The sequence below is a fragment of the Vibrio viridaestus genome (assembly GCF_003856525.1).
In the GTDB taxonomy this organism is placed as follows: domain Bacteria; phylum Pseudomonadota; class Gammaproteobacteria; order Enterobacterales; family Vibrionaceae; genus Vibrio; species Vibrio viridaestus.
On record NZ_RJVQ01000012.1, the window covers coordinates 1 to 15994 of the forward strand.

The window sequence follows — 15994 nt, forward strand, 5'->3', positions numbered from 1 at the left end:
AGTGTGGGGTCTCCCCATGTGAGAGTAGGACATCGCCAGGCTTTTATTTAGCACCAAGCTAACCAATGCGGAGCGGTAGTTCAGTTGGTTAGAATACCGGCCTGTCACGCCGGGGGTCGCGGGTTCGAGTCCCGTCCGCTCCGCCACTTATTTAAAGAACCCTAGCAGAGATGCTGGGGTTTTCTCTATGTTTTAGGGGTGTAGCTCCAATTGGCAGAGCAGCGGATTCCAAATCCGCGTGTTGGGAGTTCGAATCTCTCCACCCCTGCCATTATCATAAAGCCTCAGCGTATGCTGGGGCTTTATTGTTTTGGCTTTTAGAAAAGCCGTGTTGGGAGCTGGAGCGCCAGCCCGGTCGAATTTCTCCACCCCTGCCATTATCATAAAGCCTCAGCGTATGCTGGGGCTTTGTTGTATTTGGCTTTTAGTAAAGCCAGTGTTGGGAGCTGGAGCGTCAGTCCGGTCGAATCTCTCCATCCTTACCATTATCATAGGGCTTCAGCATTAGCTGGGGCTTTGCTATTTGTAGTTTCTAATAAAGCCGTTACTTATGTTCTGTAGCGTCAGATCTAACGAATTTGTCCACTTAGCGGTTATTAATAAGTATGAGCATAACTTGCAGAGTAATTCTCTGTGTCCTTTTCACCTATAGTCTCTCGGCAAAACTAAAGATCTCTCTTTTTTTATCATCTTTTTCGGTAGTTAGATTGTTCGATATGAATAGTAACGCCTAAATATATTGGTAATAAGTATTGTTTCGGTAGAATAGTCTTATACGAAATTTGAGGTTAGAACACTATGGCATTAACTCGTCGCCAATTTATCCAGTATGGTTCAGCTTTAGGAGCTGCTGCTTTATTACCAGGGTGCTCTCTAAGTCATACACCAACCGACAATGACCCTTATGTGTATCGAATTAGCGCAGAAAAAGGTATTGCCGAGCTGATTCCGGGTAAGAAGACGCCGATTCTTGGGTTTGATGGCCTGATTCCTGCGCCACAGATCCGGTGTAAGCAAGGTCAACCTGTTACTATCCATTTTACGAATAAGTTAGATGAGCCGACTACCATTCACTGGCATGGTCTCCGCATACCGATTGAGATGGATGGAGTACCCTTTTTAAGTCAAAAACCTATATTGCCCGGAGAGACGTTTACCTATCGCTTTACGCCTCCTGATGCAGGTACTTTTTGGTATCATCCCCACATGAATAGTGTTAAACAGCTAGGGATGGGACTTGTCGGACTGATCATTGTTGATGAGGCAGAAAATGTTCATTTTGGTCAGGATGTTTCTGTAATGTTAAAACACTGGCATTTAGATCAGAGTGGATCTTGGAAATCCTTGATGATCCCTAGGTACAGTGCTCGTATGGGAACGCCAGGTGAATGGGGGACGGTGAACGGGCAACATAATCCTACCATGGTTATATTGCCGAAAACGTTGACCCGAGTTCGAATCGCCAATGTTGATAACACAATCACGTATCCCGTTACAGTGAAAGGAACGGATGCTTGGGTTATCGCTATCGATGGAAACCCGATTGCTGAGCCTGTGCTGCTTTCTCAGCATAAACTAGGTCCTGGGATGAGGTTAGACATTGCTTTTGTCTCACCATCTTTAGGGAGCCAAATAGAGCTCCAATATCTCAAAGGTAAATACCCATTTCCACTATGTCGATTTGATATTAAAGGCCAGCACCCGGAAGAGGTTGTCCCTGAACAACATTACATTCCTTCTTTACCGTTAAATCCTATACCCACTCCTGATTTAGAAAACGCATATTTGATTGATTTCGTATTTGAGTGGGAAGGAGCGCTCACACCTCTTAACCAAGATGGAAAAGCTGTTTCCCAGTTTTGGTTGATGAATAAACGAGCTTGGGAAGGCATGTCGATGGATTCGATTCCTGAGCCTTTAGCAAAATTAGAACTTGGAAAAACCTATATATTTTCGATGAAGAACGTGACTCAATATCATCATCCTATTCATCTGCATGGGCATACTTTCCTTGTATTAGAATTAGACGGCATTAAACTTGATTCACCATTTCATACTGATACTGTATTACTCGGAAAAAACGGCAGTGCGAAAGTCGCATTTGTTGCGAATAATCCAGGTCGTTGGATGTATCATTGTCATGTAATTGAACATATGAAAACGGGATTGATGGGCTACATACAGGTAACGTGACTCCTGTAACGTTTTAATTCTGTTTGTTTAGCAAAGCTTGGTGTCGTTGTATTTGAAATTTCATTGGGCATGATATTGTACAATATTTGAGCTATTTTCTTAAGGAGAAGTTTATGGGGCAGTTCTCTATTTTGAGTTTTGTTGCACTTGGTGGTGCTTTTGGTGCCTGTTCTCGCTATTTGATATCTGAGTTATGTGTCTTTCTTTTTGGCCGTGGATTTCCTTATGGAACTTTAACAGTAAACGTGTTGGGTTCTTTTATTATGGGACTGCTCGTTTCCGCATTTCAAAGTCAATTTCTTGCGGCTGAACCGTGGCGCCAATTAATAGGGCTTGGTTTTCTTGGTGCATTAACAACATTCTCCACCTTCTCAATGGATAACGTTTTATTGCTGCAGCAGGGGGCTTTTTTGAAAATGGGTCTTAACATCCTGTTGAACGTCATTTTAAGTATTACTGCTGCATGGGTTGGCTTTCAGCTGATCACAAAAGCGTAAATTTATTGAATTTTTATTTGCTTATTTTTTTACGCTGATTTTATAATCGTTTCACTTGTCGGAGTGCCATTTGGCTGAGACCGTTAATTCGGGATCCGTTGAACCTGATCAGGTTAATACCTGCGAAGGGAACAAGAGAAGACATTAATTGGGTCTTTTCCTAATTTATCTCATCTTTTGAGTGACATTCGTCCTCCCTCTTGTGTGCATCCATCCGTCAAGCATTATCCATTTATTATTGAAAGGAAGTGCTATGTCGAGTCGTAAACAATCTAGGCTAGAAGCCAAACAATTCATTGAAAATATAACCGCAACGCCATATCCAAATTCAGAGAAAGCGTATGTGATTGGTTCACGAGACGATATTCGTGTTCCTATGAGAAAAATCCATCTGACAGATACGCTTGTTGGTGGGTCAAAAGAATATCCAGTATACGAACCTAATGAACCTGTTTCTGTCTACGATACGTCTGGTGTGTATACCGATCCTACTAGTAGCATTGATGTTTATAAGGGCCTACCTAAGCCTAGACAGACTTGGATTCAAGAGCGCAACGATGTCGAAGAGCTCGATAATTTATCATCTCAATATGCTCAGGAAAGATTAAATGACAAGACTCTGGATGAGCTTCGATACGGTAATCTACCTCAAATTCGTAAAGCGAAGTCGGGTAAATGCGTTACTCAGCTCCACTACGCGCGCTTAGGTATTATCACGCCAGAAATGGAGTTTATTGCTATTCGTGAGAATATGGGACGTCAAAAATTCTCTGATGAGCAGCTAAATCAACAGCACCCTGGTAACAATTTTGGTGCGAATCTTCCTAAAGATATTACTCCAGAATTTGTACGTAGAGAAGTCGCTGAAGGACGAGCTGTTATTCCTTGTAATATTAACCATCCCGAGTCTGAACCTATGATTATCGGGCGTAACTTCTTAGTTAAAGTAAACGCTAACATAGGTAACTCTTCAGTATCGTCCTCAATTGAAGAGGAAGTAGAGAAGCTTGTATGGTCGACAAGATGGGGTGCCGACACAGTAATGGACCTTTCTACAGGCCGTAATATTCATGAAACTCGCGAATGGATTTTACGTAATAGTCCGGTGCCTATTGGCACAGTGCCTATGTACCAAGCGTTAGAAAAGGTAAATGGAGTAGCTGAACATCTCACGTGGGAAGTCATGCGTGATACGTTAATCGAGCAGGCAGAGCAGGGCGTTGATTACTTCACAATTCATGCTGGCTTGCTTCTACGTTATGTCCCCATGACTGCCAAACGTGTTACCGGCATTGTTTCTCGTGGTGGCTCAATTATTGCCAAATGGTGTCTAGCGCATCATCAAGAGAACTTTTTATATACTCACTTTCGTGAGATTTGTGAGATTTGTGCACAATATGATGTTTCTTTATCTCTTGGCGATGGGTTACGTCCTGGCTCCGTTGCTGATGCGAACGATGAGGCTCAGTTTTCAGAGTTACGTACATTAGGTGAATTGACTAAGATTGCTTGGGAATATGATGTTCAGGTGATTATTGAAGGTCCCGGGCATATTCCTATGCATATGATTAAAGAAAATATGGATGAACAGCTCAAGCATTGCCACGAGGCTCCTTTTTATACGCTTGGCCCTCTGACCACTGATATTGCACCTGGTTATGACCACATCACCTCTGGAATTGGCGCTGCAATGATTGGTTGGTATGGTTGTGCGATGCTATGCTACGTGACTCCAAAAGAGCATCTAGGTCTACCCAATAAAGAGGATGTTAAGACTGGTTTAATCACCTATAAATTAGCAGCGCATGCGGCCGATTTAGCGAAAGGACATCCTGGTGCTCAAATTCGCGATAATGCACTTTCCAAAGCACGATTTGAATTCCGTTGGGAAGACCAATTTAATCTTGCTCTTGACCCGGTTACGGCAAAGTCTTATCACGACGAAACACTTCCCCAGGAATCCGGTAAAGTGGCACATTTCTGCTCGATGTGTGGTCCTAAGTTCTGCTCAATGAAAATATCTCAGGAGGTCAGGGATTATGCTAAAAACAATCCTAACGGTATTGAGATTACGCTTTTAGAAGATCCACAAGAGGGGATGAGACAAAAGTCAGAGCAATTCAAACAACAAGGATCTGAGCTTTATCATCCAGCTAAGTCTATAGAAGAGGCTTAGTATGAAAACCATATTTTTGTCTGACAATCAGAGTGCTCTACAGAGCACTCTCGATCGAGTATATAGGAATGTGTTTTTACCGTTATTTTCTCAAGATATCGGATTTAAAAAGCATTCTAATCAAGAGATACTAATTTGTTTTGACAGTATATCCAACTCAACGATTTGTGTTTCTACCAACTTATTTTCTCAAACCAATCATGCTAAGTTAAATGAGGATTCGGACTTTAATCAGTCGTACTATCTTTACTATTTAGACCATGAGATTGAACATCGTTCTGATTTGTCCGAAGGATTTGTGTCTGTTTGTTCATCTAACGTGAAACCAGATCAGCTATGTGATTCGTGGTTATTTAATGGTGAAACCAGATCACTTTATTCTAGAAATGAGCAGCAGAGTTTCGATGCATCTGAACATTTTGCTTGGATAATATTGTTACTCGCACATGATTTTCCTATTGAGGATTCTCTTGTTGTTGCTCGTTCAGCAATGAATGTTTCACGTGAAACATGGCCTGATGACATCCAGTTTTTTCCAGTTTTTAGTAAACAATCCGGAGTAGCGCGAGAGGCTTTTCTACCAATAGACCGTGACTTATTTCGTTTGTACCCAGTGGTGGATACATTCGAATGGGTAAAAACACTGGTGAAGGCTCATGGTGTTAAGACTGCTCAGTTACGAATAAAGGATAGGACTAGCGCATTATTGGATCAGCAAGTTCAAGATGTGTCTATTCTCTCTCAGGAAACGGGCACTCAACTATTTATTAATGACTATTGGCGGTTAGCAATAAAACATCAAGCCTATGGTGTTCATCTCGGTCAGGAAGATCTCGACGAAGCCAATATTGAACAGATTCATGCGGCAAACCTTCGTCTTGGTGTATCAACCCACGGTTATTACGAAATACTTAAGGCAGAAACTATTCGACCCTCATATATCGCGTTGGGACATATATTCCCAACAACGACAAAGTCTATGCCATCTAAACCCCAGGGTTTAGTCCGTTTAGGGCTATATCAAAACCTAATCAATACGATAATGGTTGGTGATTACTCTATACCAACTGTTGCTATTGGAGGGATTGATTTAAGCAATATTAGCAGTGTTGTATCTCAGGGAGTTGATTCTATCGCAGTGGTTAGAGCCATCACACAGGCAAAAGATCTCTCTCGACGAATTGGTTCGCTATTCAATGCTCTCGATGGCATCAAAGCAGGCGAGGGAGTAATTGCATGAACACTATCAATGATAGCGATTTTATCCGTTATCAACGGCAGATATGTCTACCTGAGTTCGGAGAATCTGGCCAGCTCAAGCTTGAAGAAAGCCGTGTACTGATGATTGGCTGTGGTGGGTTGGGATCTCTGGTCGCGCCATATCTTGTAGGGGCTGGCGTTGGATCCATCGTAATTATCGATGACGATAATATCGATATAAGTAACTTACATAGGCAGTTCATCTATCGAGAATCAGAAATCGGACAGAACAAAGCCGCTAGACTTAAATCTAATTTAAATCAGTTAAATAACAATGTACAAGTTCGAGCTATTCAATATCGACTGACAGAACAACAGCTGGCTCTAGAAGTCATTATGTGCGATGTCGTTATCGATTGTACCGATAACTTCACAACTCGCCATCAAATTAATCGAGCTTGCTTCAAGCACAAAACAACGCTGATCTCCGCATCTGCTATCGGTTGGCAAGGGCAACTCGCTGTCTATCATTATCAGGAAGATGAGGCGTGTTATCGTTGTATCTATCCTGAAGATATATCTGAGCCAAGAAGTTGTTCAACGTCTGGGGTCATGGGGCCAGTAGTTGGTGTAATGGCTTCCATGCAAGCGCTCGCGTGTATTAAGAATCTCATATCAACCCCAAATCACTCACCGCAATCTTTAGTCTCATTTAATGGAATTAACAATACTTTCCAAACGCTAAATATCATTCGAGATCCTGAATGTCCAGTTTGTGCGACGAAAGAGGTGACGGCATGACAGTCGAAGTTATGATAAACAATCGAAAAGAAACGCTCGCTTCTGGCAGTTCTTTGGCAGATATCATCGAGAAGCTTTCACTACCAGCGAAGGGCTGTGTATTTGCTATCAATAATACCGTGGTTCCACAAAGTCAGTGGCCGTCTTACATACTCAATAGTGGCGACCAAATATCCCTATTTCAGGCGATAGCCGGAGGTTAAAATATGCTTACTATTGCTAATAAAACATTTAATTCACGCTTATTTACAGGAACAGGTAAGTTTTCTCACCGTGATGTAATGGCTAAAGCGATTATAACAAGTGGCTCAGAATTGGTGACTATGGCTTTAAGACGAGTCGATACCTCTAACCAAAAAGATGATATTCTCGAACCTCTTGTTGCCAATAGACTTAATTTACTCCCGAATACCTCTGGAGCAAAAAATGCGACAGACGCTATTTTTGCCGCGCATCTTGCAAGAGAAGCTATTGGGACTAATTGGATTAAATTGGAAATTCATCCCGATCCTAAATATCTGATGCCTGACCCGATAGAAACTCTTCGCGCAGCCGAACAGTTAGTGACGGATGGATTTGTCGTTCTCCCTTATTGCCATTGCGATCCGGTTTTGTGCAAGCGATTAGAAGAAGTAGGGTGTGCAGCCGTGATGCCTCTCGCTGCACCCATTGGATCAAACAAGGGAATTGTTTCAGCAGACTTTCTCAATATTATCATTGAGCAAGCCCGTGTTCCTGTCGTAGTTGATGCTGGAATTGGTGCTCCCTCCCATGCCGCTTATGCGATGGAACTTGGCGCTGATGCGGTATTAGTTAACACGGCAATTGCAACCGCAAGTGATCCGATTCTTATGGCTGAGGCGTTTAAGCAAGCCGTGATTTGTGGTCGAATGGCTTATGAATCCGGTCTTGGTGTTGTGAGTGAATTTGCTCATGCATCTAGTCCTTTGACTTCGTTTCTAACAGAGTTGGAGGGATAGAAAATGAGTTTTGTTGATGTATTAAATCTGTACGAATGGGATGATATACGCCTCTCTGTTTATGGTAAGACGAAGCGCGATGTACAGAACGCTTTAGCGAAAACTAGGCTCACTTTAGAAGATTTCAAAGCGCTTATCTCACCGGCAGCTGAATCATATCTGGAAGTGATGGCAAAGAAGGCTCAACAACTGACAAGAAAGCGATTTGGCAATACGATATCAATGTATATTCCTTTGTATCTTTCTAATCTATGCGCGAATGATTGTACTTATTGCGGGTTTTCTATGAGTAATAAGATCAAGCGTAAAATTCTCGATGAGAACGAAATTGATGCTGAAGTTAATGCTATTAAATCGATGAAATTTGATAGCGTGCTGTTGGTGACTGGTGAGCACGAAACGAAAGCTGGAATGAATTATTTTAGGAAAATGATTCCGAGAATTAAGCAGCAGTTTAATTATGTTGCGATGGAGGTTCAGCCGCTTGATCAGGAAGAATACGCTGAGCTGAAAACTATGGGTCTTGATGCCGTGATGGTCTACCAGGAAACCTATAATAGGGCAACATATTCTCAGCATCATTTACGTGGCAATAAAATGGATTTTGAATATCGGCTTATGACACCTGATCGACTTGGTAAAGCTGGCTTGGATAAAATTGGGATCGGTGCTTTGATCGGTTTAGAAGACTGGAGAACTGACTGCTTTCTTACTGCAGCACATCTCGATTATCTAGAGAAAACTTATTGGCGTTCACGTTATTCTATTTCATTTCCTCGTTTACGACCTTGTACCGGAGGGTTAGAGCCAAAATCGATCATGACAGATGCGCAGTTATTACAACTCATCTGTGCATATCGCCTATTCAATCCTGAAGTTGAACTCTCACTTTCTACCAGAGAGTCGGCCAAATTTAGGGATAGTGTGGTGCCAATCGCAATCACCTCTCTTTCTGCTGCGTCAAAAACTCAGCCTGGCGGGTATGCAAATGCAGAAGTGGAACTGGAACAATTCTCTATCAATGACGATAGAAGTGTTATTGATGTTACCAATTCGATGCACAGCAAAGGGCTACAAACGGTTTGGAAAGATTGGGATAAAAGTTATTTAGGATAATTTACAGCGAAATAATAAGTGTTTCACGTGAAACAATAAATGTAGGTTAGATAGAAAAAAGGCAGCTATTTAGCTGCCTTTCAAGTATGTAAGTACTAACTGATATTAGGCTGCGTGCAACGAAGGTTCGTTGTATTTACCTAATAATGCATGGTAAAAGTTATCGTCACTTAATGTACCTATCAAATGTCCGTTTTCGATTAGAACAATTGGATGGCCAGTATGGTAGCGAATTTCGATGGCATCACGCATATCGATATCTGGAGAAGCAATAACAATACTGTTCTTGCACAAATCCGCAATATCAATCTCTTTGTCTGTGTAATCAATTATCTTCAGTGGTGATTCGCCTGAGATAACCCATTTAGTATTTTCTTTTTCTATCCAAACATTGGATTGCTGACATAGTTGCCAACGCTCACTGTCCTGTACCAGTTCGTTGGCTGGTCTCATTAGAGAGCGACCTTTAAGTACATTTAGCGGGTTAGTGTGAGCAACGAAATCACGTACATATTGAGTTTTTGGCGTCAGAACAATCTCTTCAGGCTTACCATGTTGAATCAGCTCGCCTGATTCCATGATAGCGATACGAGTCCCGATTTTTAGTGCCTCGTCAAGGTCATGACTTACGAACAAAATCGTCTTATTCAACTTAGACTGAAGCTCAAGCAATTCGTCTTGTAGCTGAGCACGAATCAGTGGGTCAAGCGCAGAGAAAGGTTCATCCATCAGCAAGATATCAGTATCCATGGTAAAAGCGCGAGCGAGACCAACACGTTGCTGCATACCACCTGAAAGCTCATGTGGGAATTTGTCTTGCCACTCAGCAAGGCCAACCATCTCGAGCTTCTCTCTTGCCTGAGCACGGCGTTCTTTCTTAGGCACGCCTTTCATCTCGAGACCAAATGCAACATTATCAAGAACTGATAACCATGGCATCAAAGCAAATTTTTGGAAAACCATAGAAACGCGATCAGTTCGTAGATGGCGTAGTGTTTGCTCATTACAATCGGCTAAGTCAACGGATGTATTACCATCTTTGATATTTAATGCACCGCGAGAAATGGCATTAAGACCATTTACTGCGCGCAGAAGACTGGATTTCCCAGAGCCTGAGAGTCCCATCAACACGCAAATCTCACCCTCATTTACATCGAGAGAAACATTGTTTACGCCAACGACTAGACCTGTCTCGTCGATGATTTCTTGACGAGACTTTCCTTCATCGAGAAGTGTTAATGCTTGATTAGGTTTATCACCAAAAACAACGTCCAGATTTTCTATTGAAATTGCCTTTTTATGCTCTGTCATGATTAATGCTCCTTAGTTTGACTTGGTGTTTTACACATACGGTCGAGAATGATCGCGACCAGCACGATGGCTAACCCAGCTTCAAAACCCTGAGATATATTAACTGTGTTCAGAGCTCTGATAACTGGTTTCCCTAAGCCATCAGCACCAACCAATGCAGCAACAACCACCATCGAAAGAGACAGCATAATGCATTGAGTTACACCGGCCATAATGCTTGGCATTGCAGCAGGTAATTCGACTTTAAATAGTAATTTCATTCTGCTTGCACCAAAGGCTTTACCGGCCTCTATCAGTTCTTCAGGAACTTTTAATACACCCAAATAGGTCAGACGAATCGGAGCAGCGATAGCAAATATGATGGTAGAAATAAGACCAGGAACGATACCTAATCCAAATAGAACAAGCGTTGGAATGAGATACACGAAAGTTGGTACTGTCTGCATCAAATCCAAAATAGGTCGCATCACGGTATAAAGCCAAGGACGATGAGCAGCCATAATACCTAATGGGACGCCGAGTAATACGGAGATTGTTGTTGCAGAAAATACCAAGACAAACGTCTCTAGCATTTCTTGCCAATATCCCAGGTTCAGAATTAACAGCAACGCTGCTACGACAAAAATCACCATAGATATTTTTCGGTGTAACCACCAAGCTAATAATGCAGTTAATACAATAGGGACGGCTGGTGGCATCCATTTAAACACATCAACGAGAAACATGATGGAGCTCTCTAGAGTAATAGCGATGGCGTCAAAAAAGCCTGATGCGTGCATCGTAAGCCAATCAACAATGAACTCCATCCAATGTCCGAGAGGAATTTTATGCTCTGTAAAAATGTTCACATTAATACCTATATCAAAGGGGATAAAGCACGATTCCCCTTTGTCCTTAAATTATGAAAAATGAAGAATTAAGAGTGGTCTTTGATGTAGCTTAGAACAGCTGCTTTGGCTGGCTTACCGTCGACGGTTTTCACGCCTTCAAGCCACTTATCAAGAACTTGAGGGTTTTTGTTTAGCCACTCTATTGCAGCGGCGTCAGGTTTTTGGTTTTTGTTTAGAATAGAGTCCATAACCTGGTTTTCCATTGGTAGGCTAAACTCTAAGTTTGTTAGAAGCTTACCAACATTAGGGCATTGCTCTGTAAAGCCTTTACGGACATTGGTATAGACGCTTGCACCGCCATAGTTAGGACCGAAGTAATCGTCACCGCCAGATAGGTATTCCATGTCGAAGTTGCTGTTCATTGGATGAGGTGCCCAACCAAGGAAGGCTATCCACTGTTTACGACGAATAGCTCGATTGACCTGAGAAACCATACCAGCTTCGCTTGACTCAACTAACGTAAAGTCTTTCAAATCGAAAGCATTTGAATCGATCATTGATTGGATCAGGCGATTACCATCGTTACCTGGTTCAATGCCGTAGATACGGTCTTTAAATTCATCTGCGTGCTTTGCGATATCAGCAAATGATTTAACGCCTGCATCGTACACATACTTAGGCACAGCAAGAGTATATTTTGCACCAGTAAGGTTAGCACGGACAGTTTCGACGGTACCTGCCTCTCTGTAGCGTTTGATATCGCCTTCCATTGTTGGCATCCAGTTACCAAGGAAGACATCAATATCGCCATTTGCCATTGAAGAGTACGTTACCGGAACGGAAAGTAAGTCGGTTTTGGTTTTATAGCCCATGCCTTTAAGTACTTCAGATGTAACGGCTGTAGTTGAAGTTATATCTGTCCAACCAACATCAGAGAAGCGAACAGTATCACACTGGTTCGCGAATGCATTTACCGAGGCTACGGCGCCTAGGCCAAGAGTTACTAATTTAAGTTTGTTCTTAAACATAATTATTCCTTTTATGTTAATCGCTTAAAAGATCAGAATTTACGGTCTTTTAGGTGTTCCAATTCTTTGTCTTTCTTGCCACTTTTCGTCGATCCAAACAGGTGCTTGAGACGCGGGAAGTGGCGCATTTTCTAAGATCATGTCGGCTGCCTTTTCGGCGACCATAATCGTTGGTGCGTTGAGGTTCCCGTTGGTGATGGTTGGGAAAATAGAGGAGTCAACGATACGCAGACCGTCGATACCAATCACTCGACACTCACTATCGACTACTGCCATTGGGTCATTTGTTGAACCCATTTTGCATGAGCAAGAAGGGTGGTAAGCGCTTTCAACATTCTGTTTTACCCATTGGTCGATATCTTCGTCGCTGGTGATATGTGCACCAGGTTGAATTTCGTCACCACGGTATTGATCCATTGCTGGCTGAGATAATATTTGTCGTGTTAAACGAATGCAGTCACGCCAATCCTGACGATCTTGTTCCGTCGAGATGTAATTAAACTGGATAGATGGTTTGTCATGTGGATCGCTGGAGTTTATCCACACCTTTCCGCGACTTTCTGGCTTATTCGGGCCTACATGTACCTGAAAACCATGTCCATCGAAAGCGGCCTGTCCATCGTAGCGCATTGCGGCTGGAAGGAAGTGATATTGAATATTTGGCCACTTCAGACCTTCTCTAGAGCGGATGAAGGCGCATGATTCAAAATGGTTTGTTGCACCTAGACCTGTCTTCTTCAATATCCATTCGGTGCCGATGAGCCCTTTGCTAATCAACCCTAATTTACTATTGAGGGTAATTGGCTGTTTACAATGATACTGAAAGTACACTTCTAGGTGGTCTTGAAGGTTTTCACCTACACCAACCAGTTCATGCTCAACAGTCACACCAGCTCTTTCGAGTACGTCTCGTGGACCGATACCTGAAAGTTGAAGCAGTTGGACTGAGCCGATAGAACCAGCAGATGAGATGACTTCTTTATTCGCAAAGGCAACTTTATCCGCACCTTGATGTTCGAATTCAATCCCAATGGCCTTCTTATCTTTGAGTATTACTTTTTTCGCCACGACGCCTTTTATTAAGGTTAGGTTGTCGCGTTTTAACGCACGTTTTAAATAGGCGTTTGACGTTGATGCGCGAACACCGTTATCAACCGTCATGTGCATTGGACCAAAGCCTTCCTGCTGATAACCGTTATAGTCTTGGGTTTCTGGGTAGCCTGCGTCTTTACCTGCCTCAATAAACGCTTCGTATAGCGGATTGAGCTTCATCTCATTGCCATTACAAGTGGCTAGTGGACCAGTCGTTCCGCGGTATTCGTCTTCACTACCAGACCATGATTCGGCCTTTTTGAAGTAGGGCAGACAGTGAGAATAATCCCATCCTGTCGCGCCTTGTTCCGCCCACTCATCGAAGTCACAGGCGTGACCACGAACATACACCATGCCATTGATCGAAGAGCTGCCACCAAGAACTTTGCCTCGTGGACAATGAAGTTGGCGACCATCAATACCTGGTTCTTCCAAAGACTCAAATTGCCAAGCGTATTTTGGCGTATTCATTGGATATGACAATGCGGTCGGCATCTGGATAAAAATACTCTTATCGCTACCACCCGCTTCTAAAAGGAGAACTGAATGTTCTCCTGATTCCGTTAGGCGATCTGCTAAAACACAACCCGCAGAACCTGCGCCAACAATAATGTAGTCGAAATGCTGTTTCATATTCGGCTCCTATAAAGTCTATGCGTAAGGGCTTTCAAAGTTACCCAACTCGATAAAGACGCTTTTCGTCTGGGTATAATGAGCGAGTGTTTCGACACCGTTTTCACGTCCAATGCCTGAATCTTTGTAACCGCCAACAGGCATTTCTGCAGGGGAGTTACCCCAGGTATTAATCCAACAAATACCGGCTTGCATTTTGTGTATTACACGGTGAGCACGAGAGATATCTTTCGTGAAAATACCAGCAGCTAGGCCAAAGCGTGTATTGTTCGCTTTTTCAACGACATCCGCTTCGTCAGTAAACTTAATTACCGCCATGACAGGGCCAAAAATTTCGTTCTGAACCAATGCCATTTCTTCATAGCAGTCGAAGAAAACAGTTGGAGCAACAAAGTTACCTTTTTCAAGGCCGTCTGTTGTTACTTTGTAGCCGCCAACTAGCAGTTTGGCATCGGATTGTTTTGCTTCTTCAATTGCCGCAAGTACCTTCTCTTCATGACCTTTAGAGATCAGAGCACCAATCTGCGTATCCAGATTGAGTGGATCACCAATAACAAGTTTTTCAGTACGTTCTTTTAGCTGTTTAAGAAAATCATCGTAGATCGCTTCATGAACAAATACTCGTGTACCATTCGTACAAACTTCACCCTGCGTGTAGAAATTCGCGACCATAGATGCCGAGACTGCATCGTCAAGATTTGAGTCATCGAAAATAATAAGAGGGGATTTACCACCTAATTCCATGGTGACTGACTTTAAGGTTTGTGCGCTTGCTGCCATCACTTTTTTGCCTGTACCGACTTCGCCAGTAAAAGACACTTTTGCGATGTCTGGGTGGCCTGTCAACATTTGGCCAACGCGGTAGTCACCTTGTACAACGTTAAATACACCATCTGGTACGCCGGCTTCTTTATAAATCTCGGCAAGCTTGAGTGCAGTTAGTGGCGTTTCTTCTGATGGTTTGAATACCATAGCATTACCAGCAGCCAGAGCAGGAGCTGATTTCCACATGGCGATCTGAATTGGATAGTTCCATGCACCGATACCAGCGCAAACGCCAAGAGGTTCGCGACGGGTATAGAAGAACTGTGATTCACTTAGAGGTTGTTGGTCACCTAATTGTGTTGGTGCTAAACCGGCATAATATTCAATAACATCTGCACCCGTTGCGATATCAACACAGTTGGCTTCTTGCAGTGGTTTACCTGTATCGAGAACTTCAAGTTCTGCTAGTTCGTCATTTCTGTCACGTAGGATTTGTACCGCTTTTAACAGTATGCGGCTACGCTCAACAGCCGTCATCGACGACCATACCTCAAAGCCTTTTTTGGCTGAAGCAATTGCATCTTCAACGTCTTGAGCTGAAGCTTGTCCCAGAACCGCGATAGTTTCGCCTGTTGCAGGGTTAATACTTGGAAACGTTTCTCCTGATGTTGTATCAGTTAGTTTTCCATCGATAAAAAGTGATTTAATTTCCATTGAATGGCGACCTCAGTGGTTGTCACTGTAAAAAGAAAGTTGTTTGTCTAAGTAATCGTTAATGATGTTTCTGGCTTGTGTTGAGTCGATCCCTTTGGGATTTAATGCTCCACGAATCCAGATACCATCAATAAGAGCCGCTATACCATGTGCGACGAGGCAAACTTGTTCTTTCGGTAATAGTTGTTTGAGTTCAATTTTTAAATGGGATATCAGACGCTTTTCATTCACTCTTTGCAGACGGTGCAGTTGCTTGTCATGCATTGAGTATGACCAGAAGGCGAGCCATGTTTTGACTACTTCACTTTCAGCCTGGAAGCCGAGGAAGTTACCGTCAACAATAGCGTTAATTCGCTGATAGTGAGCTTCCTTTGGCAGCTTGGCCAAAGCGCTCATAATGGTTTTAGAGTGCTCGCGCAATATAACGCGCATTGTCTCTTCCAGTAAGCCGTGTTTACCACCGAAGTAGTGGTTAATGATTCCGGTTGATACTCCTGCTTCCTTGCTGATCAACGAAATACTGGCACCATGTAACCCAACTTTTTCAATCACGTTCATCGTCGCTTTGACAAGTTGCGGCTTGCGAATATCTGGCATCCCTACCTTGGGCATATACGCTCCATTTTTTTAATTGAACGATTAATTAATAAAAACCTTA

The 15994-nt window shown here is 42.8% G+C and carries 14 protein-coding genes, 2 tRNA genes and 1 riboswitch; of the genes, 10 read left to right on the top strand and 6 right to left on the bottom strand.

Going from position 1 to position 15994, the window contains the following annotated elements:
- Nucleotides 1-69: 69 nt before the first annotated feature.
- The 10 genes from EES38_RS18840 (at nucleotide 70) to thiH (ending at nucleotide 8963) form a co-directional block, all read left to right on the top strand.
- Nucleotides 70-146, top strand: a tRNA-Asp gene (locus tag EES38_RS18840).
- A gap of 48 nt (nucleotides 147-194) precedes the next feature.
- A tRNA-Trp gene (locus EES38_RS18845) sits at nucleotides 195-271 on the top strand.
- Between the two features lie 527 nt (nucleotides 272-798).
- A complete protein-coding gene (locus EES38_RS18850) occupies nucleotides 799-2193 on the top strand; it encodes a multicopper oxidase family protein (RefSeq protein WP_124938769.1) in 1395 nt (464 codons plus the stop codon).
- 113 nt (nucleotides 2194-2306) lie between these two features.
- Nucleotides 2307-2690, top strand: a complete 384-nt coding sequence (gene crcB / locus EES38_RS18855; RefSeq protein WP_124938770.1) for a fluoride efflux transporter CrcB — start codon at nucleotides 2307-2309, stop codon at nucleotides 2688-2690.
- Between the two features lie 49 nt (nucleotides 2691-2739).
- Nucleotides 2740-2838, top strand: a riboswitch (TPP riboswitch).
- A 105-nt stretch (nucleotides 2839-2943) separates the two neighbouring features.
- Entirely contained in the window at nucleotides 2944-4866 is a 1923-nt protein-coding gene (gene thiC, locus EES38_RS18860; protein ID WP_124938771.1) for a phosphomethylpyrimidine synthase ThiC, read from the top strand.
- A gap of 1 nt (nucleotide 4867) precedes the next feature.
- A complete protein-coding gene (gene thiE, locus EES38_RS18865; RefSeq protein WP_124938772.1) occupies nucleotides 4868-6106 on the top strand; it encodes a thiamine phosphate synthase in 1239 nt (412 codons plus the stop codon).
- Nucleotides 6103-6867 (top strand): HesA/MoeB/ThiF family protein, encoded by a 765-nt coding sequence (locus EES38_RS18870; RefSeq protein WP_124938773.1) that lies wholly within the window; start codon nucleotides 6103-6105, stop codon nucleotides 6865-6867. The genes thiE and EES38_RS18870 overlap by 4 nt, the downstream gene beginning before the upstream one ends.
- Nucleotides 6864-7070: a sulfur carrier protein ThiS gene (thiS, locus tag EES38_RS18875; RefSeq protein ID WP_124938774.1), complete on the top strand. Its 207-nt coding sequence runs from the start codon at nucleotides 6864-6866 to the stop codon at nucleotides 7068-7070. Before EES38_RS18870 ends, thiS begins: the two co-directional genes overlap by 4 nt.
- A 3-nt stretch (nucleotides 7071-7073) precedes the next feature.
- Nucleotides 7074-7847 carry a thiazole synthase gene (locus tag EES38_RS18880; protein ID WP_124938775.1) on the top strand — a complete coding sequence of 258 codons (774 nt, stop codon included), beginning with the start codon at nucleotides 7074-7076 and terminating at the stop codon, nucleotides 7845-7847.
- A 3-nt stretch (nucleotides 7848-7850) separates the two neighbouring features.
- Nucleotides 7851-8963 (top strand): 2-iminoacetate synthase ThiH, encoded by a 1113-nt coding sequence (gene thiH / locus EES38_RS18885; protein ID WP_124938776.1) that lies wholly within the window; start codon nucleotides 7851-7853, stop codon nucleotides 8961-8963.
- A 105-nt stretch (nucleotides 8964-9068) separates the two neighbouring features.
- On the opposite strand, the gene choV is transcribed toward thiH, so the two are convergent.
- The 6 genes from choV to betI all read right to left on the bottom strand — a co-directional run bounded on the left by choV (nucleotide 9069) and on the right by betI (nucleotide 15948).
- A complete protein-coding gene (gene choV, locus EES38_RS18890) occupies nucleotides 9069-10274 on the bottom strand; it encodes a choline ABC transporter ATP-binding protein (protein ID WP_124938777.1) in 1206 nt (401 codons plus the stop codon).
- Between the two features lie 2 nt (nucleotides 10275-10276).
- Entirely contained in the window at nucleotides 10277-11122 is an 846-nt protein-coding gene (gene choW, locus EES38_RS18895) for a choline ABC transporter permease subunit (RefSeq protein WP_124938778.1), read from the bottom strand.
- A gap of 68 nt (nucleotides 11123-11190) precedes the next feature.
- A complete protein-coding gene (locus EES38_RS18900; protein ID WP_124938779.1) occupies nucleotides 11191-12132 on the bottom strand; it encodes a choline ABC transporter substrate-binding protein in 942 nt (313 codons plus the stop codon).
- Between the two features lie 39 nt (nucleotides 12133-12171).
- Entirely contained in the window at nucleotides 12172-13857 is a 1686-nt protein-coding gene (gene betA / locus EES38_RS18905; protein WP_124938780.1) for a choline dehydrogenase, read from the bottom strand.
- Between the two features lie 18 nt (nucleotides 13858-13875).
- The gene (betB, locus tag EES38_RS18910; protein WP_124938781.1) at nucleotides 13876-15336 is read right to left on the bottom strand and encodes a betaine-aldehyde dehydrogenase; all 1461 of its coding nucleotides are present in this window, start codon (nucleotides 15334-15336) and stop codon (nucleotides 13876-13878) included.
- A 12-nt stretch (nucleotides 15337-15348) separates the two neighbouring features.
- The gene (gene betI / locus EES38_RS18915; protein ID WP_124938782.1) at nucleotides 15349-15948 is read right to left on the bottom strand and encodes a transcriptional regulator BetI; all 600 of its coding nucleotides are present in this window, start codon (nucleotides 15946-15948) and stop codon (nucleotides 15349-15351) included.
- Nucleotides 15949-15994 lie beyond the last annotated feature (46 nt).

What these genes read in the sequence shown, in the direction of transcription:
- EES38_RS18900 (WP_124938779.1), bottom strand. Translation starts at nt 12,132, where the DNA reads ATGTTTAAGAACAAACTTAAATTAGTAACTCTTGGCCTAGGCGCCGTA.
- betI (WP_124938782.1), bottom strand. Translation starts at nt 15,948, where the DNA reads ATGCCCAAGGTAGGGATGCCAGATATTCGCAAGCCGCAACTTGTCAAA.
- EES38_RS18870 (WP_124938773.1), top strand. Translation starts at nt 6,103, where the DNA reads ATGAACACTATCAATGATAGCGATTTTATCCGTTATCAACGGCAGATA.
- betB (WP_124938781.1), bottom strand. Translation starts at nt 15,336, where the DNA reads ATGGAAATTAAATCACTTTTTATCGATGGAAAACTAACTGATACAACA.
- thiS (WP_124938774.1), top strand. Translation starts at nt 6,864, where the DNA reads ATGACAGTCGAAGTTATGATAAACAATCGAAAAGAAACGCTCGCTTCT.
- choV (WP_124938777.1), bottom strand. Translation starts at nt 10,274, where the DNA reads ATGACAGAGCATAAAAAGGCAATTTCAATAGAAAATCTGGACGTTGTT.
- thiH (WP_124938776.1), top strand. Translation starts at nt 7,851, where the DNA reads ATGAGTTTTGTTGATGTATTAAATCTGTACGAATGGGATGATATACGC.
- thiE (WP_124938772.1), top strand. Translation starts at nt 4,868, where the DNA reads ATGAAAACCATATTTTTGTCTGACAATCAGAGTGCTCTACAGAGCACT.
- EES38_RS18850 (WP_124938769.1), top strand. Translation starts at nt 799, where the DNA reads ATGGCATTAACTCGTCGCCAATTTATCCAGTATGGTTCAGCTTTAGGA.
- betA (WP_124938780.1), bottom strand. Translation starts at nt 13,857, where the DNA reads ATGAAACAGCATTTCGACTACATTATTGTTGGCGCAGGTTCTGCGGGT.
- crcB (WP_124938770.1), top strand. Translation starts at nt 2,307, where the DNA reads ATGGGGCAGTTCTCTATTTTGAGTTTTGTTGCACTTGGTGGTGCTTTT.
- thiC (WP_124938771.1), top strand. Translation starts at nt 2,944, where the DNA reads ATGTCGAGTCGTAAACAATCTAGGCTAGAAGCCAAACAATTCATTGAA.
- EES38_RS18880 (WP_124938775.1), top strand. Translation starts at nt 7,074, where the DNA reads ATGCTTACTATTGCTAATAAAACATTTAATTCACGCTTATTTACAGGA.